This window comes from Janthinobacterium sp. 13 (genome assembly GCF_002749695.1).
Taxonomy (GTDB): Bacteria; Pseudomonadota; Gammaproteobacteria; order Burkholderiales; family Burkholderiaceae_D; genus Janthinobacterium; species Janthinobacterium kumbetense.
This window is the reverse complement of the sequence record NZ_PEEQ01000001.1, coordinates 2,753,846-2,769,788: the sequence shown is the minus strand read 5'-3', so window position 1 is coordinate 2,769,788 and position 15,943 is coordinate 2,753,846. Positions and strand designations below refer to the sequence as shown.

15 protein-coding genes are annotated in these 15,943 nt (G+C 63.7%); 3 read left to right on the top strand and 12 right to left on the bottom strand.

Annotated elements, in window-relative coordinates:
• Nucleotides 1-31 precede the first annotated feature (31 nt).
• On the top strand, nt 32-2,284 hold the full coding sequence (locus tag CLU94_RS12170; RefSeq protein WP_099665797.1) for a patatin-like phospholipase family protein: 2,253 nt from the start codon (nt 32-34) through the stop codon (nt 2,282-2,284).
• Here the strand turns inward: CLU94_RS12170 and CLU94_RS12165 are convergent.
• Nucleotides 2,257-3,033 (bottom strand): helix-turn-helix domain-containing protein, encoded by a 777-nt coding sequence (locus tag CLU94_RS12165; protein ID WP_180278646.1) that lies wholly within the window; start codon nt 3,031-3,033, stop codon nt 2,257-2,259. The two genes, CLU94_RS12170 and CLU94_RS12165, sit on opposite strands and share 28 nt — an antisense overlap.
• Before the next feature lie 167 nt (nt 3,034-3,200).
• Here CLU94_RS12165 and CLU94_RS12160 point away from each other — a divergent pair, with 167 nt between their 5' ends.
• Nucleotides 3,201-3,815, top strand: a complete 615-nt coding sequence (locus CLU94_RS12160) for an outer membrane protein (protein WP_099665796.1) — start codon at nt 3,201-3,203, stop codon at nt 3,813-3,815.
• 68 nt (nt 3,816-3,883) lie between these two features.
• Here the strand turns inward: CLU94_RS12160 and CLU94_RS12155 are convergent, their stop codons facing one another.
• The 8 genes from CLU94_RS12155 to CLU94_RS12120 form a co-directional block, all read right to left on the bottom strand.
• Nucleotides 3,884-4,078 carry a hypothetical protein gene (locus CLU94_RS12155; RefSeq protein ID WP_099665795.1) on the bottom strand — a complete coding sequence of 65 codons (195 nt, stop codon included), beginning with the start codon at nt 4,076-4,078 and terminating at the stop codon, nt 3,884-3,886.
• A 15-nt stretch (nt 4,079-4,093) separates the two neighbouring features.
• Nucleotides 4,094-5,446: an ATP-dependent protease ATPase subunit HslU gene (gene hslU, locus CLU94_RS12150; protein ID WP_099668281.1), complete on the bottom strand. Its 1,353-nt coding sequence runs from the start codon at nt 5,444-5,446 to the stop codon at nt 4,094-4,096.
• 136 nt (nt 5,447-5,582) lie between these two features.
• Entirely contained in the window at nt 5,583-6,119 is a 537-nt protein-coding gene (gene hslV / locus CLU94_RS12145) for an ATP-dependent protease subunit HslV (RefSeq protein WP_099665794.1), read from the bottom strand.
• 210 nt (nt 6,120-6,329) lie between these two features.
• On the bottom strand, nt 6,330-6,782 hold the full coding sequence (gene dksA, locus CLU94_RS12140; protein ID WP_034753066.1) for an RNA polymerase-binding protein DksA: 453 nt from the start codon (nt 6,780-6,782) through the stop codon (nt 6,330-6,332).
• A gap of 481 nt (nt 6,783-7,263) precedes the next feature.
• Nucleotides 7,264-8,364: a CobW family GTP-binding protein gene (locus CLU94_RS12135; protein WP_099665793.1), complete on the bottom strand. Its 1,101-nt coding sequence runs from the start codon at nt 8,362-8,364 to the stop codon at nt 7,264-7,266.
• 135 nt (nt 8,365-8,499) lie between these two features.
• A complete protein-coding gene (locus CLU94_RS12130; RefSeq protein WP_099665792.1) occupies nt 8,500-9,444 on the bottom strand; it encodes a tyrosine recombinase XerC in 945 nt (314 codons plus the stop codon).
• Between the two features lie 7 nt (nt 9,445-9,451).
• A complete protein-coding gene (locus CLU94_RS12125) occupies nt 9,452-10,129 on the bottom strand; it encodes a DUF484 family protein (RefSeq protein ID WP_099665791.1) in 678 nt (225 codons plus the stop codon).
• Nucleotides 10,130-10,308: 179 nt separating this feature from the next.
• On the bottom strand, nt 10,309-11,346 hold the full coding sequence (locus CLU94_RS12120; protein WP_099665790.1) for a porin: 1,038 nt from the start codon (nt 11,344-11,346) through the stop codon (nt 10,309-10,311).
• A gap of 415 nt (nt 11,347-11,761) precedes the next feature.
• Here CLU94_RS12120 and CLU94_RS12115 point away from each other — a divergent pair, with 415 nt between their 5' ends.
• Nucleotides 11,762-13,264, top strand: coding sequence for a tetratricopeptide repeat protein (locus CLU94_RS12115; protein ID WP_099665789.1), 1,503 nt, complete (start codon nt 11,762-11,764; stop codon nt 13,262-13,264).
• A gap of 11 nt (nt 13,265-13,275) precedes the next feature.
• Here CLU94_RS12115 and dapF read toward each other — a convergent pair whose 3' ends face one another.
• From dapF to CLU94_RS12100, 3 genes are read right to left on the bottom strand one after another with little or no spacing between them, the layout of a single operon-like run.
• Nucleotides 13,276-14,139: a diaminopimelate epimerase gene (gene dapF, locus CLU94_RS12110; protein ID WP_099665788.1), complete on the bottom strand. Its 864-nt coding sequence runs from the start codon at nt 14,137-14,139 to the stop codon at nt 13,276-13,278.
• Between the two features lie 11 nt (nt 14,140-14,150).
• Nucleotides 14,151-15,026 (bottom strand): LpxL/LpxP family acyltransferase, encoded by an 876-nt coding sequence (locus CLU94_RS12105; protein ID WP_077398734.1) that lies wholly within the window; start codon nt 15,024-15,026, stop codon nt 14,151-14,153.
• The gene (locus CLU94_RS12100) at nt 15,023-15,892 is read right to left on the bottom strand and encodes a lysophospholipid acyltransferase family protein (RefSeq protein ID WP_099665787.1); all 870 of its coding nucleotides are present in this window, start codon (nt 15,890-15,892) and stop codon (nt 15,023-15,025) included. Before CLU94_RS12100 ends, CLU94_RS12105 begins: the two co-directional genes overlap by 4 nt.
• Nucleotides 15,893-15,943 lie beyond the last annotated feature (51 nt).

Below are 15,943 nucleotides of genomic sequence, written 5' to 3'. Positions count from 1 at the left end.
GCGCCATGCCGCCATCGCCACAGGAGTCTTCATGTTCTCGATTCGTGCCGTCCTGGCGGGCTGCGTGGCGGCGCTGTGCGCCTTGCCGCCGGCTGTCGCCGCCGTTCCCGCCGCCCCCACTACCTCCGCTGCCACGCCGGCCGTTCCCGCACCCGTCGCGGCGCGTCCGCGCATCGCCCTGGTGCTGTCGGGCGGCGGCGCGCGCGGCCTGGCGCATATCGGCGTCTTGAAAGTGCTGCAGGAGCTGCATGTGCCGATCGACATGGTGGTCGGCACCAGCATGGGCGGCGTGGTGGGCGGCGCGTATGCGGCCGGCGCCTCCGTGGCGGACCTGGAAAAGATGGCGCGCGAGACCAACTGGGCGCGCGTGGTGGCCGACCGGCCGCCGCGCGACGAACTGGCGTTCCGCCGCCGCGAGGAAGATTTGTTGCTGCCGTCGCGCATCGAGTTTGGCACCAGCCGTAACGGCATTTCCACGCCGCCGTCGGCGGCCAGCAATGCGGCGCTGGAAATGGCCTTGAACCGGCTGCTGCCGGCCGGCATGCGCGACCGCCCCGCCAGCCAGCTGCCGCTGCCTTTCCGCTCGGTGGCGTCGGACCTGGTCAATGGCGAGCTGGTGGAACTGGTCGATACGCCCCTGTTCCTGTCGATGCGCGCCTCGCTGGCCGTGCCGGGCGTGTTTGCCCCCGTGCGCGTGAATAACCGGCTGGTGGTCGATGGAGGCCTGGTGCGCAACCTGCCCGTCGACATGGCGCGCGCCATGGGCGCCGACATCATCATCGCCGTCAATGTGGGCACGCCGCTGGCGCCGGAAAAAGAGCTGGGCAGCGCCATCGGCGTGGCGCAGCAGATGCTGCAAATCCTCACGGAACAGAATGTGCAGCGCTCGCTCAAGGAGCTGCAGCCGCAGGATATCCTGGTGGCGCCGGATTTGACGGGCGTCAGTTTCCTCGACTTTGAAAACTATGCGCGCGCCATGCGCGCCGGCGAGCAGGCGGCGCAGGCCCTGGCCGCCCGCCTGGCGCCGCTGGCCCTGCCGCCGGAACAGTATGCGGCGCGCGAGCAGCTGCGCCTGGCCGCGCCGGCCCTGCTGGACGTGGCCCTGCCGCTCACGCGCCTGGCCGTGGAGAGCGAGGGCGATATCAATCCGCGCATCCTGCAGGCGCAATCGGGCCTGGTGGAAGGGCAGTCCGTCAGCCAGGAAGATGTGCTCAAGGCGGCGGCCAAGCTGTATGGCCGCGGCGACGTGGCGCGCGTGGAGACGGAAGTGGTCGATTCCGGCGACCAGCGCGCCGTCACCATCAAGGCCGTCGAAGCGCCGTGGGCCAGCAGCCGCCTGCGCGTGGGCCTGGAAGTGGGCAGCGATTTCAGGGACAGCAATACCTTTGCCCTGAAGCTGCTGCATGTGCGCTCGAATCTGAACAGCTGGGGCGGCGAATTGCGCAGCATGGCGCAGATCGGCACCACGCGCAATTTCGGGGTGCAGTACTGGCAGCCGCTGGGCGCCGGCAACCCGTGGTATATCGCGCCGTCGATCCAGTACAGCTCGCAGGCGGTCGACCTGTTCGACAAGGGACGGCGCAGCGCGCGCGTCGCCTACAGCGGCCAGGGCGCCAGCCTGGTGCTGGGACGCCAGTTCGGCTTCTGGGGCGACCTGCAGTTCGGCGTCTCGCGCAGCGAAGTCAAGGCAGGCGTCAGCATCCCGGCCGACCCGGCCTACCCGCAGGAGCGGGCGCTGGGCACCAACCAGTTCGTCCAGTTCCGCGTCGATACGCTCGATTCGCCCGGTTTCCCCACGCGCGGCGTGCTGTTTGACGCCACCTGGACGCGCGCCTCGACCACCGGTTCGGGCGAGACGGGCCTTGGGCGTTCCGCCATCACGGGCTTGAAGGCCTTTGGCCGCGGCAATTGGGCCGGCCATGTGTATGGCGAATGGGCGCGCGCGCAGCGCGGCGAGGCGCCACTCAGCCTGGGCGGCTTCCTGCGCCTGTCCGGCACGCAGTTCGAATCGGTGACGGGGCGCAGCGTGGCCCTGGCGCGCTTCGTGATGGCGCGCCGCATCGGCTCCCTGCCCAGCACCCTGGGCGGCGCCGTGCGGGCCGGCTTTTCGCTGGAAATGGGCGGCGGCTTCGATCAGAGCGAGCACTGGAAATCCACCAAATTCACGCAGGCCAGCAGCGCCTTCATTTCCGTCGATACGCGCTTCGGTCCCGTGTACGTGGCGTCGGGCGCATCGAAGGGCGGCGAGAGTACGCTCTACCTGTTCCTGGGACCGGTCTGGTAGGGCGCGGCGGACGCCGTACTGCGGCGCAGGGCCGTGAAGGCGGCAAATTCCCATGAGCGAAAGCCCAGCAGCAGGGTAAAGCCGTCGCGCTCGGCGGGGGCCAGGCGGCGGTCGTTCTGGTGCAGGCGCGCCAGTTCCTCGGCCAGCTGGCGGATCTTTTGCACCAGCTCCTGCGCGCTCGACAGCGACAGGCGCGCCGGGATGCACATCAGGGTTTCGCCGGCACCGTCAAAATGCCCGCTGAAATAGTCGGCCACCACGTGTTCGCGGAAGTACTGCTGCACCGGGCCGTCGGCCAGCCAGTGGAAGGCGTTCGAGACGCGCAGGCTGTAGCGGTTCAGCGGCTTGAGCTCGATCAAGCCCAGGCGATCCAGCTCGGCCAGGCAGCCGATGCATTCGGCTTGCGTCAGCGCATACGTTTCCACCACCTGTTCCAGGCTCCAGTGACCGAGGCAGCAGATCGCCACCAGCAGCAGGCGCGGATGCGCCACCAGCGACTTTTCCTGCACCAGGGTGAGCGTGTCGGCATGCGGCGTGATGTCGGCCGCGCCGCGCAGCACGTCTTCCATGGCGATGCCCGAGGCCTTGCATATCAGGGCCAGGCGCGACAGCGACATGTCGTGCTGGCCAAACATGCGCTTGACGCTCGATTCGCTCATGCCGATGCGTTCGGCCAGCACTTTATAGGTGATGCCGGCGGCGCGCAGTTGCGTGCGCAGCACGCGCAAAACCAGTTCGGGTGAACTCACGGATATCCTTTTTGATAAGTTTGGTAGCGGGTAACGGTACCGAATGTAGCCCTTAATGGCACTTTGCACAAGGTGATAGTACTTTACGGCAAAAGAGATGACACTCCCGCTTGTGGCTCGCACGGCGCGCTACAACCAGGCAACTCATCCACTTGTAGAGGTTATTCATGTCCTTCAAATTACGTTTCCCCGCAGCGCTGCTGGCGCTGGCCGCCATCGCTCCCTTGCATGCATCGGCAGCCGATCCTGCGCCGGGCCCCATCTACATGGGCGCCAGCTATGGCTTTCGCGCCAGTACCGGCCTCGACTGCGTGCCGGGACAAAACGATTGCGACAAAAGCAGCAAGCGCAACGGCAAGGCCTACGTGGGTTACAGTTTCGACGCGCTGCCGTTTCAGGGCGGCGTGGCCCTGCCTTCGATTGAGCTGGTGGGGTATATGGGCGGCGAAGTGAAGTCCGGCTTCGACACGGGCGCCGGCCGGCGCGCGGGCCGCGGCAAGTTCACGGGCCTCGGCATGCAGGGCGTGCTCGGCTACCAGTTTGACGCGTTCACCCTGAGCGGCCGCCTGGGCGCGGCTTACACGCAGGGCAAGGTCGATTATCTGGGCGGCGGTTCGGACAAGAAGGACAAGATCGGCCTGACCTATGGCATCGGCGCGGCGTATGCGCTGAACAAGAACTGGGCGCTGCACCTCGACTGGGACCGCGTGCCGGTCAAGTACAGCAGCAAGCAGACGACCAAGGTCGACATGTTTTCGCTGGGCGCGTCCTACCGTTTCTAAGGGGACGCTGCTGCGGCAGAGAGTGGCCTGATGGCGGACGCCCTATGAAAAGGGTGTCCGCGGGCGGCCTATTTGTCTATTTCGACTTTCAACAGCAATTTCGCCAGCAGCCGTTTTTCCTGCTGGCGCTGGCCTGACACGGTTTTTACATGCGCCCCGGCGGCGCGCTGCAGGGCGGCAGTGGCGACGGGGTTGCGCGGTTTTTGCGAGGGTTCGACGCGGAACTGCATTTTCTGCCGCGTCGCCAATGCCTTGTTTGCCATCGCTCCCCTCCCTGATTACAGCACGTAGCGCGACAGGTCTTCGTTGACCGACAGCGCTTCCAGGCGTTCGTTGACATACGCGGCATCGATCACCAGCAGGTTTTCCGTGCTGCTGCTGCCTTCGCTGGCCGTAAACGACACTTCTTCCAGCAGTTTTTCCATCACCGTGTGCAGGCGGCGCGCACCGATGTTTTCCGTGCGCTCGTTTACCGAGTAGGCGATTTCCGCCAGGCGCGTGATGCCTTCCGGCGCAAATTGCAGTTTCAGGTTTTCCGTCGCCAGCAAGGCTTCGTACTGCATCGTCAGGCAGGCATCGGTGCTGGTGAGAATGCGTTCGAAGTCCGAGATCGACAGCGATTCGAGTTCCACGCGGATGGGGAAGCGCCCCTGCAGTTCCGGGATCAGGTCCGACGGTTTCGACAGGTGGAACGCGCCCGAGGCGATGAACAGGATGTGGTCCGTGCGGATCATGCCGTACTTGGTGTTGACGGTGGTGCCCTCGACCAGCGGCAGCAGGTCGCGCTGCACGCCCGCGCGCGAGACGTCGGCGCCGCCGGACTCCGAGCGCGAGGCGATCTTGTCGATTTCATCGAGGAAGACGATGCCGTTCTGCTCGACGTTCTGGATGGCCTTCTGTTTCAGCTCATCTTCGTTGAGCAGCTTCGCCGCTTCTTCCTCGACCAGCAGTTTCAACGCTTCGCGGATCTTGACCTTGCGCGCCTTCTTGCGCTGTCCGCCCACGCCCGAGAACATGGACTTGATCTGCTCCGTCATTTCTTCCATGCCCGGCGGCGCCATGATTTCCATCTGCGGGCCCGCCTCGGCCAGCTCGATCTCGATTTCCTTGTCATCGAGCTCGCCCTGGCGCAGGCGCTTGCGGAAGGTCTGGCGCGTGCTGTCGCCGCTGCCCGTGTCCACGGCGGCCGCCGTATTCGGCGTGAAGCCGAAGTCGCGCGCCGGCGGCACGAGGATGTCGATCACGCGGTCTTCGGCCGCCTCTTCGGCACGTGCGCGCACCTTCTTCATTTCCAGCGCGCGCGTCTGCTTGATGCCGATGTCGATCAGGTCGCGGATGATGGTGTCGACGTCGCGCCCCACATAGCCCACTTCCGTGAACTTGGTCGCTTCGATCTTGATGAACGGCGCCTCGGCCAGCTTGGCCAGGCGGCGCGCGATTTCCGTCTTGCCGACGCCCGTGGGGCCGATCATGAGGATGTTCTTGGGCGTGATTTCATGGCGCAGGGGCTCGGCCACCTGCTGGCGGCGCCAGCGGTTGCGCAGGGCGATGGCGACGGCGCGCTTGGCCTTGGCCTGGCCCACCACGTGCTTGTCGAGTTCGGTGACGATTTCCGACGGGGTCATGTTCATGATCATAGTTGGCTTTCTATCTTTCTTTTGCGTAGAGTGCCCGAAAAACGTTCAGGGCAAGGCGCTTGGCCGCAGGCACTACCTTTTTGTACGCCCAGGCCATGCAACGCAGCCATGGGCGTTTTCTCGGGGACTCTTAGTCCAGGGTCTCGATGATGTGGGACATATTCGTGTAGATGCACAGTTCCGCGGCGATGGTCAGCGATTTCTTGACCACCTCGGCCGGCGAGAGCTCCGTGTTTTCCTGCAGGGCCTTGGCGGCGGACTGGGCGTAGGTGCCGCCCGAGCCGATGGCGCCGATGCCGTCTTCCGGTTCCAGCACGTCGCCATTGCCCGTAATGACGAGGGTCGACTCGCTGTCGGCCACCAGCAGCATCGCTTCCAGGCGGCGCAGCACGCGGTCGGTGCGCCAGTCCTTGGCCAGTTCGACGGAGGCGCGCAGCAGGTTGCCCTGGTGTTTTTCCAGCTTGCCTTCGAAGCGGTCGAGCAGGGTGAATGCGTCGGCGGTGCCGCCGGCAAAGCCGACCAGGACCTTGCCCTGATACAACTTACGCACTTTGCGGGCCGTGCCCTTCATGACGATGTTGCCCAGCGTTACCTGGCCGTCGCCGCCCAGGGCGACTTGCTTGCCGCGCCGGACGCAGAGGATGGTGGTGCCGTGAAATTGTTCCATAGTGACCTCAAAAGATTCGTGCCGATGCGTGCAAGGCCATGCGATTGCGCGCCCATGGCTCAAAAGTGGGGATGGAAAAGGCAATTGCAAGCGGCAGTGTTTGCTTCAGTGTAGTCGGCGCGGGACGAAAAAAAAGCACGCAACCGGAGGTCGTGTGCTTTTTTATTCGCCATCGCGGGCCGCCGGGGCGGCCGCGCAAGGGGAGGGCGATCAGTCGCCGTACAGCTTTTGCTTCAGTTCGCGCCGTTGCTGGGCTTCCAGCGACAGGGTGGCGGTCGGACGGGCGATCAGGCGCGGGATGCCGATAGGCTCGCCCGTTTCTTCGCACCAGCCATAGTCGCCGGCGTCGATGCTGGCGATCGATTGCTGCACTTTCTTCAGCAATTTGCGTTCGCGGTCGCGCGTGCGCAGTTCCAGCGCATGCTCTTCCTCGATGGTGGCGCGGTCGGCAGGGTCCGGTACGAGCACGGTTTCACGCAAGTGTTCCGTGGTTTCGCCAGCGTTTTTCAGCAAGTCTTTTTCGAGCTGCTGCAGGCGCGCCTTGAAGAATGCCAGTTGTGCCGGATTCATGTAGTCATCTTCGCTCATGGCGCGAATTTGGTCTTCGCTGATGAGAGGGATGTCTTGGTTGGCGGCCGGGGTCGATTTATTAGTTTTGGTCATAACTTCGCTTACCTTCGATACGACAGAGTTTTCAAATTGATCAGTTGATGCGGCGATACCGAGCAACTGTACAGGTTCCGCTTGGCATTGCTGTCCCGCTGTACTGCGTGCGACCTTGGCTTGCCGGCGAAAGCCAGGACTACCGGCCGGCTAAGGTGCCATGTTGATAACTTTTTACCGCTCTATGCCAGTCGCGCTATGCGCGCGTCAACAGGCGTGTTGGGTGGATCGGTTGCATGCCTGGCATGCGGCCAGCGGCAGTTTGCCAGCATTTCATGACAGGCGAACGACATGGGCCGTTTTCGTCGCTGATTTTGGCACGCTTTGCTTTATATTGCCATCCCGATTTGTTGACTAGCCGATCAGAAACGGCTACTTGTTGGTTTATGCCAGCAAGACGGGTGTCAGACAGCGGGAAAGCGTGCTTAACTTTCCCTTTTGTTTCTGCTTTGCAACGGATACTTTGCAAAACCCGGCTAGTTTATACCAAACATTGTTCGAGTCCGCGAATAAAAATGTCTTTTGGTAGATTCTTGCCAATAAACACCATTTTGCTACCGCGCACTTCATTTTCACCCCATTTGGCGCCCAGGTCGCTGCCCATCAGCTGGTGCACGCCCTGGAAGACCACCTTGCGCTCGGCGCCCTGCATCAGCAGCACGCCCTTGTAGCGCAGCATGCGCGGGCCATACACTTGCACCAGGCCACCGAGGAACTCGTCGAGCTTGGCGCTGTCGAACGGTTGCGTGCTCTTGAAAACAAAGGCGGCGATATCGTCGCTGTGCTGCGCATGGTGATGGTCGGCATGGCCGCAATCGGTGGCGCAGGCGTCGCTGTGCTCATGCTTGTGCCCGTGGCCGTGCTCATCTGCGTGCTCATCTGCGCGCTCATGCGCGTGATCGTGGTCGTGGACGTGCGCCGTTTCCGTTGCCAGGAAATCCGGGTCCAGTTCCAGCTTTTCATTCAGGTTGAAGCCGCGGATGTCGAGCACCTCGGCCAGCGGCGCGCGGCCGAAATCGACCTTGGCGATGGGGGCGCGCGGGTTGATGCGTTTCAGGCGGCGCGTCAGCGCGGCCACGTCGTCTTCGCTGACGAGGTCGGTTTTCGACAGCAGCAGCTTGTCGGCAAAGCCCACTTGCCGCTGGGCTTCCTCGTATTCGTCCAGTTGCTTCATGGCATGGCGGGCATCGACTACCGTGAGGATAGCGTCGAGCATGTAGTGGCTGCCCACTTCTTCGTCGACAAAGAAGGTTTGCGCCACGGGGCCGGGATTGGCCAGGCCCGTCGTTTCGATGACGACGCGGTCGAACGCCAGCAAGCCGGCGTCGCGCTTGCGCGCCAGTTCCGTGAGGCCCACGATCAGGTCGCCCCGCACGGTGCAGCAGATGCAGCCGTTGTTCATCTCGATGATGTGCTCGTTGCTATCCTGCACCAGGATCTCGTTATCGATGTTTTCCTGGCCAAACTCGTTTTCGATCACGGCGATGCGCATGCCATGCTCTTCCTGCAGTATGCGGTTGAGCAAGGTGGTTTTGCCTGCGCCCAGGAAACCGGTGAGGATGGTGGTTGGAATCAGTGCCATGAGAGATGCCTTGTAATCGGTGGTGCCGCCGCGCAAGCGGAAGAATGCGGACGATTATGCCGGAATTTTGCAAAAGCTTGCAAATGCGCGCCCATCCGCTTGATATGGATCAGGCCGTCCCACCGGCGCCGCTGCCTACTTGAGCTTGGCGCGCGGGTGCGCCTGGTCGTACACGTGCGCCAGGTGCTGGAAGTCGAGGGCCGTGTAGACCTGGGTCGAGGTGATGCTGGAATGGCCCAGCATTTCCTGCACGGCGCGCAAGTCGCCCGACGATTGCAGCACGTGCGAGGCGAACGAGTGGCGCAGCACGTGCGGGTGCACGTTGGCGGGAATGTCCGTCGCCAGCGCGTGCGCCTTCAGGCGCAGCTGCAGCACGCGGGGCGAGATGCGCGTGCTGCGCGTGCTTAAAAACAAGGCAGCGCTGCCATCGGCCGCTGGCGGGCGCACGCCCAGCCAGGCGGTCAGGGCCACGAGGGCCGCCTTGCCGACGGGCACCTTGCGCATCTTGTTGCCCTTGCCCGTGACGATGACTTCGAAGCTGGCCATGTCGAGCCAGCCCAGCGAGGCGGGCTGGCCGCCGTCGGCCTTGCAATAGTGGGTGTCCAGGCTGGTCAGTTCGGACACGCGCAAGCCGCTCGAGTACAGCAGTTCGAACATGGCGCGGTTGCACAGCTGTTCCGGTTCGGCGGCGCCTTGCTGGTGTTGCGCGGGCGCCACGAGGCGCACGGCATCGTCCACCGACAGGGCTTTCGGCAAGGTCTTGGCCCGCTTGGGGGCGCGGATGCCGTCGACGGGATTGGCGTCGAGCGGGGTTTCCCCGCTGAGCCAGTTGAAAAATCCCCGCCACGACGACAGCTTGCGGGCGATCGAACGCGGGTCGAGGCCGCCGGCGTGTAGCTTGGCCGTGTAGCGGCGCACTTCATTGTGCGCCAGTGCCGTCCAGGGCGTATTGCCGCTCAGTTCCAGCAAGGTGCGCAAGTCGCGCCCGTAGGCGTCCAGCGTATGCGGCGACAGCTTGCGCTGCGTGGCCAGCTGCGCCAGATAGGCGTCGAGCCAGTCAGCCTTGCCGCGCGCCTCCATGGCGTGCTCAGGCAGGCGTGCCGGCGCGCAGCGCGGCCAGGGCGGCGCTGGCCGTGGCGCCGATATGCACGAGGAAGTCCGTGCCCATGCTCGAGGTAAAGCGTTCGCTGTCGGGTGAACCGAGCACCAGCAAGCCGAAGGTGCCCGTGGTGTTCGGGGCGCGCAGGGCGATCATGACGGTCGATTCGATCTTGTCGGCCTGCAACCAGTGCACGGCTTCGAAATCGCGGTTGCTGCCGCAGTACGGCGCTTGCAGGCTGTTGGCGAACATGCGCACGTCGGCCGTCACATCTTCCGTGAACCAGCCATTGGCGTGTTCCGGCAGCACTTGCCACAGGCGCAGGCTGACGCAGGGCACGTCGAAATTGCTTTGCAAGGCGTCGACCAGCACGCGCGGCATGTCCGCATCGTTGCGCACTTGCAGCATGGCCTGGTTCCAGCCGTGGAATTTGCTGGCGATGTCGCCATTTTCCTCGGCCAGGCGGCTCAGCTTGGACATGCGCAGTTCCAGCGCCTTGTACTTGTCGCGCATCACTTCCATCTGCCGCTCCTGCAGCGAGATGGTGCGTCCCGTCAGCGGGCTGCTCAGCTTGACCTCACCGAGCAGGGCGGTATGCTCTTCGAAGAAATTCGGGTGCTCGCTCAGGTACTGGGCGACGGTGCTGGAATCGAGTGTGGCGGTCATTGAGAATATCTGTCAGTGAAAGTTGAACGCTTCATTCTAACCGAGAGTGCGGCGGCATAGGCGCAAAGGGGCCGGCGTCGATGCATTTTCCGCGCGCGCATGAAAAAAGCGGCATGGTTGCCCATGCCGCCTTGCATTCTTAGCTCAGCAATCACCCGCGGAGGGTGACAGGCCGGGCATTAGAAGTTGTGGTGTACGCCCAGACCGATGTAGGTCTTCGAAACAACATCCTTGCGGTTCGAGATGTCCGCGTACAGGTAGGTGCGCTTCGACAGGTTGTAGTCGTAGCCCAGCGATGCCTGCTTGGTCTTGGCCACGCCGTCTGGCGTTTTTTGACCGTAGCCAGCGCGAACCTTGCCTGGGCCGACGTCGTAGTTGGCGCCAACCAGCCATGCTTTGGTGTCGGTGTTGATGATCTTGAATTTGCTGTCATCCTGATGCTGGTACGACGCCATCAGTTTCAGTTCCGTTACCGGATTGAACGATGCGGCAACCGACCACAGCTTGGCTTGCAGGCCATTGCGCTCATACGCGGCCATACCGGCGAATTGGCCATAGTTGTACGTGGCCGAGATCGAGTATGGGTTCGACGCCGGTACGGCATTGGCTGGCACGAAGTAGTTGTTGGAGCCTGGCGGGTTGTTGACAGCTGCGTTGTTATTGGCTTCCTTGGCGGCGACAGTGGCGTTGAACTGGAAGCCGCTGATGACTGGCGAGTTATAGAACACGGCGTTCGAGAAGCGGTTACGCGAGTTGCCTGGCGCGCTCAGTGGATCGCTGGTGTAGCCGGCAACGGTCAGGTCGGTCTGGAAACCGGCGGTCGTAGGCATGCCCGACCATGGTTCGAATGCGGTGCTCGATTCCTGGAAGGCGGTCAGGCCACGGCCCAGGCGTACGGTACCGAAGTCGCCTTGCAGGCCGACGCGGCTTTGACCCTGGAACAGGGGACGCGAATTGATGCCCGAGGTGTTTTCGATGGTGCCCGTGTCGGATTCATAGCGAATTTCCAGTTGGAAAATAGCTTTCAAGCCATTGCCCAGATCTTCCGTGCCCTTGAAACCCAGCTTGTTGTTGTCGCGCTTGGTGACTTTGGTGGTTTCACCAGTCAATTTGCCCAGGCCAGCATCGATCGTGCCGTAGATTTGGACGGACGACTGCGCTTGTGCTGTGGCGGCAAAGGCGCCGAAGAGTGCGAGGGCAACGAGTGATTTTTTCATGTCTTATTCCCTATTAAAAGTGAGTTCCGTCCGAGATCCGAGCAGATTGAAATGCGCTAACTGTCGCGTTTCGATGAATGAACCTTAATTCGTCGGCGCGCAAGACGTGCGGGATTGGTCAAATGTGCGTGAAAAGATTGGTGAAAAGCGGCATAACTGCATGCCCCTGTTGTATTTTCGTAACGCACGGTTTCTGCCGATCCCGCGCCGAGGGCCAGCGTTCTTCCATCGTTGCGCCAGCGGCGCCTCGCCATCTTGGCGCGTCAGGGCCAGTACATTGTTGCGTTGAATCAAGTTCTTAAGCGGGCTTAGTCGGATTTATGACACAAGGACGTTACACTAAGGGACGGCCTGCATGGATGGGCCTGGAGATGGCTCACTATTATTAGAATCATTGACTCAATATCGAGAATCGATGGCAAATCGCGAAACATTAGGATTGATCAAGGGCGCACGCGCGGGCGATGTCGCTTGCCAGCTGGCGTTGGGACGGGTGTATCTGTTTGGACAGGGTGTGCCGCAAAGCCTGCCCACGGCCTTGCACTGGCTGGCGCGGGCGGCCCAGGAGGATAGCGAGGAAGCCTGCTTGCTGATTGGCACGCACGTGCCGTTCGAAGTGGCGCAACCGGCAGCCAAGGCGCTGATTCCCTATTACGCGCAGGCGTTCGATGCGGGCCTGGTGCAGGCGGGCCTGGTGCTGGCGCAACTGGTGCTGGGCAATGCCGCCAGCCACTGTGAAGCCTTGCGCGCCAAGGCGCGCGTGGCGCTGGACGCGGCCGTGCGGGCCGGCTTGCCCGATGCGCAATGGTTGTTGTCCATGCAAGAGGGATCGCTTGCCGCTGCCGGGCCGGACACCAGCCTTGCTGGCGAGCAAGTCCTTGATGGCGACGCGCCGCTGTACTCGTGGCTGGAGCAGGCCTGGAGCCAGGGCAACCATGCGGGCTTCCTGTCGCAAGGCTTGCCGCTGGCGCGCGAGTTGCTGCAGCGCCAGGCGGCGGCCGGGGCGCGCACGATCGCCCTCGACGCGCAGCAGGTGTTGCTGCTGTCGCGTTGCGCCCAGGCCCTGGCGCCTGGCGGCGATGCCGAAGGCTGGCAGTGTTGCGAGCTGGCCGCGCATGGCGGTGACCGTACGGCGCAGCTGGAGCTGGGACTCGGCTATGCGCGCATGGATGCGCATGGCCAGCGGCTGGCCACGCGCAACGGCGCGGCCAATTTCAAGCGGGCCGTGCGCTGGCTGACGCAGGCTGGCGAGCAGGGACTGGCCGAAGCCTGGTTCGTGCTGTCGCGCATCTATACGAAACCGGAATTTTCCCAGCGCAATGTGGTCGAAGCCCATTCCTGCCTGGAGCGTGCCGCCGACCTGGGGCATGGCCCGGCCCAGCTCGAGTGCGGCATGCATGCCTGGCGTAATCGCCGCGACGGCGTCAACAACGATGTGCGGGCCGCGTACTGGCTGCTGCAGGCGCAGGCGCAAGGCAGCCGCGAGGCGGAGGTGGCGCTGGCGAAGATCGCGCCGCAAGGCGAACCCGGCGACTGGGGCCAGTGCGCCGCCATGCACGCCGATGGGCATTTACGGCAATTGGGCCAGAGCCATCCCCTGCTGGCGATGCGGCTGGCGCTGGCGCGCTGCTTTCATCTGTCGCGTGCCGAGGCATTGTTGCTCGATATACACGCGGCCGACCAGGGGCATTGTCTGTTGATCGATATCAGCGCCACGCATGGACGCGGCAAGCGGCGCCTGGCATTGATCCGCACGGCGCAGGAGCGCCAGTTGCTCGACCAGGCGGTGCGCCTGTTCGAGCGCGTTGATTGCGGCGTGGCGGGGCCGGAAGGCAATTATCGGCAGCGCCTGTACCGCCTGAAGTGCTACCTGGCGGAACTTGATGTCGCGCAGGAACAGCAGTTCCTGGCAGCCTGACTTTCACCCGCTTACAGCTCGATCGTGCCTTCGAACACGGTCACGGCCGGGCCCGTCATCAGGACGGGATGGCCGGGGCCTTGCCAGGCGATCGACAGTTCGCCGCCGCGCGCGCCGATGCGCACGGGGGAATCGAGCAAGCCGCGCAAGATGCCGGCCACGGCGGCGGCGCAGGCGCCCGTGCCGCATGCCAGGGTTTCACCCGCGCCCCGTTCAAACACGCGCAGTTTCACGTGCTGGCGGTCGACGATCTGCATGTAGCCGGCGTTGACCCTGCGGGGAAAGCGCGGGTGGTGCTCGATGCGCGGGCCCGTCGCGTCCAGGTCTTGCGCATCGACATCGTCAACCACTTGCACGGCATGCGGATTGCCCATCGACACGACGGACACCAGCACGGGCGACGTTTGGCCTGGCAGCGCCAGGTCCAGCGGCCACACGGTGTCCTTGCCTTGCGCTATGCCATCGATGCCGCTGGCGTCGAACGGCACCAGCTTTGGCTCCAGCACGGGCGCGCCCATGTCGACCGTGATGCTGCCGTCGATCTCCAGGCGCGGCGCGATGATGCCGGCCATGGTTTCCACGCGGATGCTGGTCTTGTCGGACAAGCCTTTTTCGCTGACGAACTTGACGAAGGCGCGTGCGCCGTTGCCGCATTGCTCGACTTCGCCGCCATCGTTGTTATAGATGCGGTAGCGGAAGTCGCAGCCGGGCAGGCGCGGCTTTTCCACCACGAGGATCTGATCGGCGCCGATGCCGAAACGGCGGTCGGCCAGGTGCTGCCACTGGGCCGGCGTGAGGTCGATCTCTTGATGGATGGCGTCGATGACGATGAAGTCATTGCCGGCGCCATGCATTTTGGTAAATTGGAGTTTCATGGTCTGCCGTATCACTTGTGCTGGTTGTAGAACGATGCTTCGCCTTCCGGACGCGTCTTGAAGCGCTTATGCGTCCAGAAATATTCGGCCGGCGCTTCGCGCACGCGCTCTTCGATGAATTCGTTCATGCGGCGCGTGGCGGCCGTGATGTCGTCGCCCGGATAATCGTCCCACGCCGGGTAATACGTCACTTGCCAGCCCTGGTAATTGGGCAGGAAGGTGGCGATGACGGGAATGACTTGCGCCTTGGCGGCCAGCGCCAGGCGCGCCGTGGCCGTCAGGGTGGCGGCGGGCACGCCGAAGAAGGGTACGAATTCCGCATCCTTTTCGCCGAAATCCATGTCCGGCAGCATGAAATACGGCAAGCCGTCACGCAGCGCGCGCAGGATCGTCTTGATGCCGTCCTGGCGTGTAAACAGCTTGGGCGGCTTGAAGCGCGAACGGCCGTTGCGCAAGGCCTGGTCGAAGGCGGCGTTCTTTTGCTGCACATACATCGACGAGGCGGAAATTTCCATGGCCGTGGCGGCGCCGGCCACGTCGAGGCAGACAAAGTGCGGGCACAGCAGGATGGTCGGCTTGGCCGCGATCTGCTGGCCCGGGAAGGCGGGCACCTTTTTGATCAGGCGGTTCAGGCGCGCTTCCGACGACCACCACAGGATGCTGCGTTCCCACACGCTGCGCGAATACGCCTGGAAATGCTGGCGCGCCAGCGCCACGCGCTGGGCTTCCGTCAATTCCGGCATGCACAGGCGCAGATTCGTCAGGGCAATCTTGCGCCGCGTGGGCATGGCGATGAACAGCAGGCTGCCGACGGCCACGCCGAAGCGGCCCAGGATGGGCAAGGGCAGCCAGTGCAGCAGCCACATGAAGGCGATCAGCAGTCTCATGCCTGCTCCCCGGCGGCATCCGGCGCGGCCGGCGTGGGCGGCGGCGCGCCGCGCGGCACTTTATAGCGATTGTAGCTCCACAGGTATTGCGCCGGGCTGCGCGCGATCAATTGTTCCATGGCCGCATTGATGGTGCGCGCCTGCTCGGCCGAGGTACTGTCGAGGGACTCGGTGAAGGGCACGAAATGCACGACATAGCCGCGCCCGCCCGGCAGGCGTTCCGCGTAGGTGATGATGACTTCGGCGCCGCCCATCTGTGCCAGCTTGGCGGGCAGGGTCATGGTGTAGGCGGGGCGGCCGAAGAAATCGGCCCACACGCCTTCGCCTTCCTGCGGCACCTGGTCGGGCAGCAGGCCGATGGGCTGGCCTTTCTTCAGGCATTTGGCGAAGATGCGCACGCCCGACATATTGGCCGGCGCCAGCATCAGGTTTTCGCGCGCGCGGGCCCCTTCGATCAGCGGCTTCAATGCGGCGCGCTTGGGCGGACGGTACATCACGGTGAGCGGCGTGCGCAGCGCGATTTGCTGGGCGACGATTTCAAAGCAGCCCAGGTGCGGCGTCAGGAAGACGATGCCGCGGCCGTGCTGCAGCGCTTTTTCCACCAGTTCCCAGTTTTCCACCGTCGCATGGCGCGCCACGCGTTCGGCTGGCGCGCACCAGATGAACGGCAGTTCCAGCACGCTCTTGCCCGCTTCGGCCACGGCCGTGTGCAAGTGTTGCGAAAACCCCGCACCTTGCAGGTTCTCGCGCATGCGGCGGCGGTAGGACGGGGAAATGGCGTAAATTACCCAGCCGAGCGCAGCGCCCAGACCATGCAGGACGGGCAGGGGAAAGATCGATAAGAAGCGGAAAATTGGGACTAACATGTATAAGCTGTTTCCAGGAATGGCGTGTTGCCGTGCCAAAATTTTTTAAGA

What these genes read in the sequence shown, in the direction of transcription:
- CLU94_RS12155 (WP_099665795.1), bottom strand. Translation starts at nt 4,078, where the DNA reads ATGGCAAACAAGGCATTGGCGACGCGGCAGAAAATGCAGTTCCGCGTC.
- dapF (WP_099665788.1), bottom strand. Translation starts at nt 14,139, where the DNA reads ATGAAACTCCAATTTACCAAAATGCATGGCGCCGGCAATGACTTCATC.
- CLU94_RS12135 (WP_099665793.1), bottom strand. Translation starts at nt 8,364, where the DNA reads ATGGCACTGATTCCAACCACCATCCTCACCGGTTTCCTGGGCGCAGGC.
- CLU94_RS12100 (WP_099665787.1), bottom strand. Translation starts at nt 15,892, where the DNA reads ATGTTAGTCCCAATTTTCCGCTTCTTATCGATCTTTCCCCTGCCCGTC.
- CLU94_RS12115 (WP_099665789.1), top strand. Translation starts at nt 11,762, where the DNA reads ATGGCAAATCGCGAAACATTAGGATTGATCAAGGGCGCACGCGCGGGC.
- CLU94_RS12170 (WP_099665797.1), top strand. Translation starts at nt 32, where the DNA reads ATGTTCTCGATTCGTGCCGTCCTGGCGGGCTGCGTGGCGGCGCTGTGC.
- hslU (WP_099668281.1), bottom strand. Translation starts at nt 5,446, where the DNA reads ATGAACATGACCCCGTCGGAAATCGTCACCGAACTCGACAAGCACGTG.
- CLU94_RS12105 (WP_077398734.1), bottom strand. Translation starts at nt 15,026, where the DNA reads ATGAGACTGCTGATCGCCTTCATGTGGCTGCTGCACTGGCTGCCCTTG.
- CLU94_RS12120 (WP_099665790.1), bottom strand. Translation starts at nt 11,346, where the DNA reads ATGAAAAAATCACTCGTTGCCCTCGCACTCTTCGGCGCCTTTGCCGCC.
- dksA (WP_034753066.1), bottom strand. Translation starts at nt 6,782, where the DNA reads ATGACCAAAACTAATAAATCGACCCCGGCCGCCAACCAAGACATCCCT.
- CLU94_RS12160 (WP_099665796.1), top strand. Translation starts at nt 3,201, where the DNA reads ATGTCCTTCAAATTACGTTTCCCCGCAGCGCTGCTGGCGCTGGCCGCC.
- hslV (WP_099665794.1), bottom strand. Translation starts at nt 6,119, where the DNA reads ATGGAACAATTTCACGGCACCACCATCCTCTGCGTCCGGCGCGGCAAG.
- CLU94_RS12130 (WP_099665792.1), bottom strand. Translation starts at nt 9,444, where the DNA reads ATGGAGGCGCGCGGCAAGGCTGACTGGCTCGACGCCTATCTGGCGCAG.
- CLU94_RS12125 (WP_099665791.1), bottom strand. Translation starts at nt 10,129, where the DNA reads ATGACCGCCACACTCGATTCCAGCACCGTCGCCCAGTACCTGAGCGAG.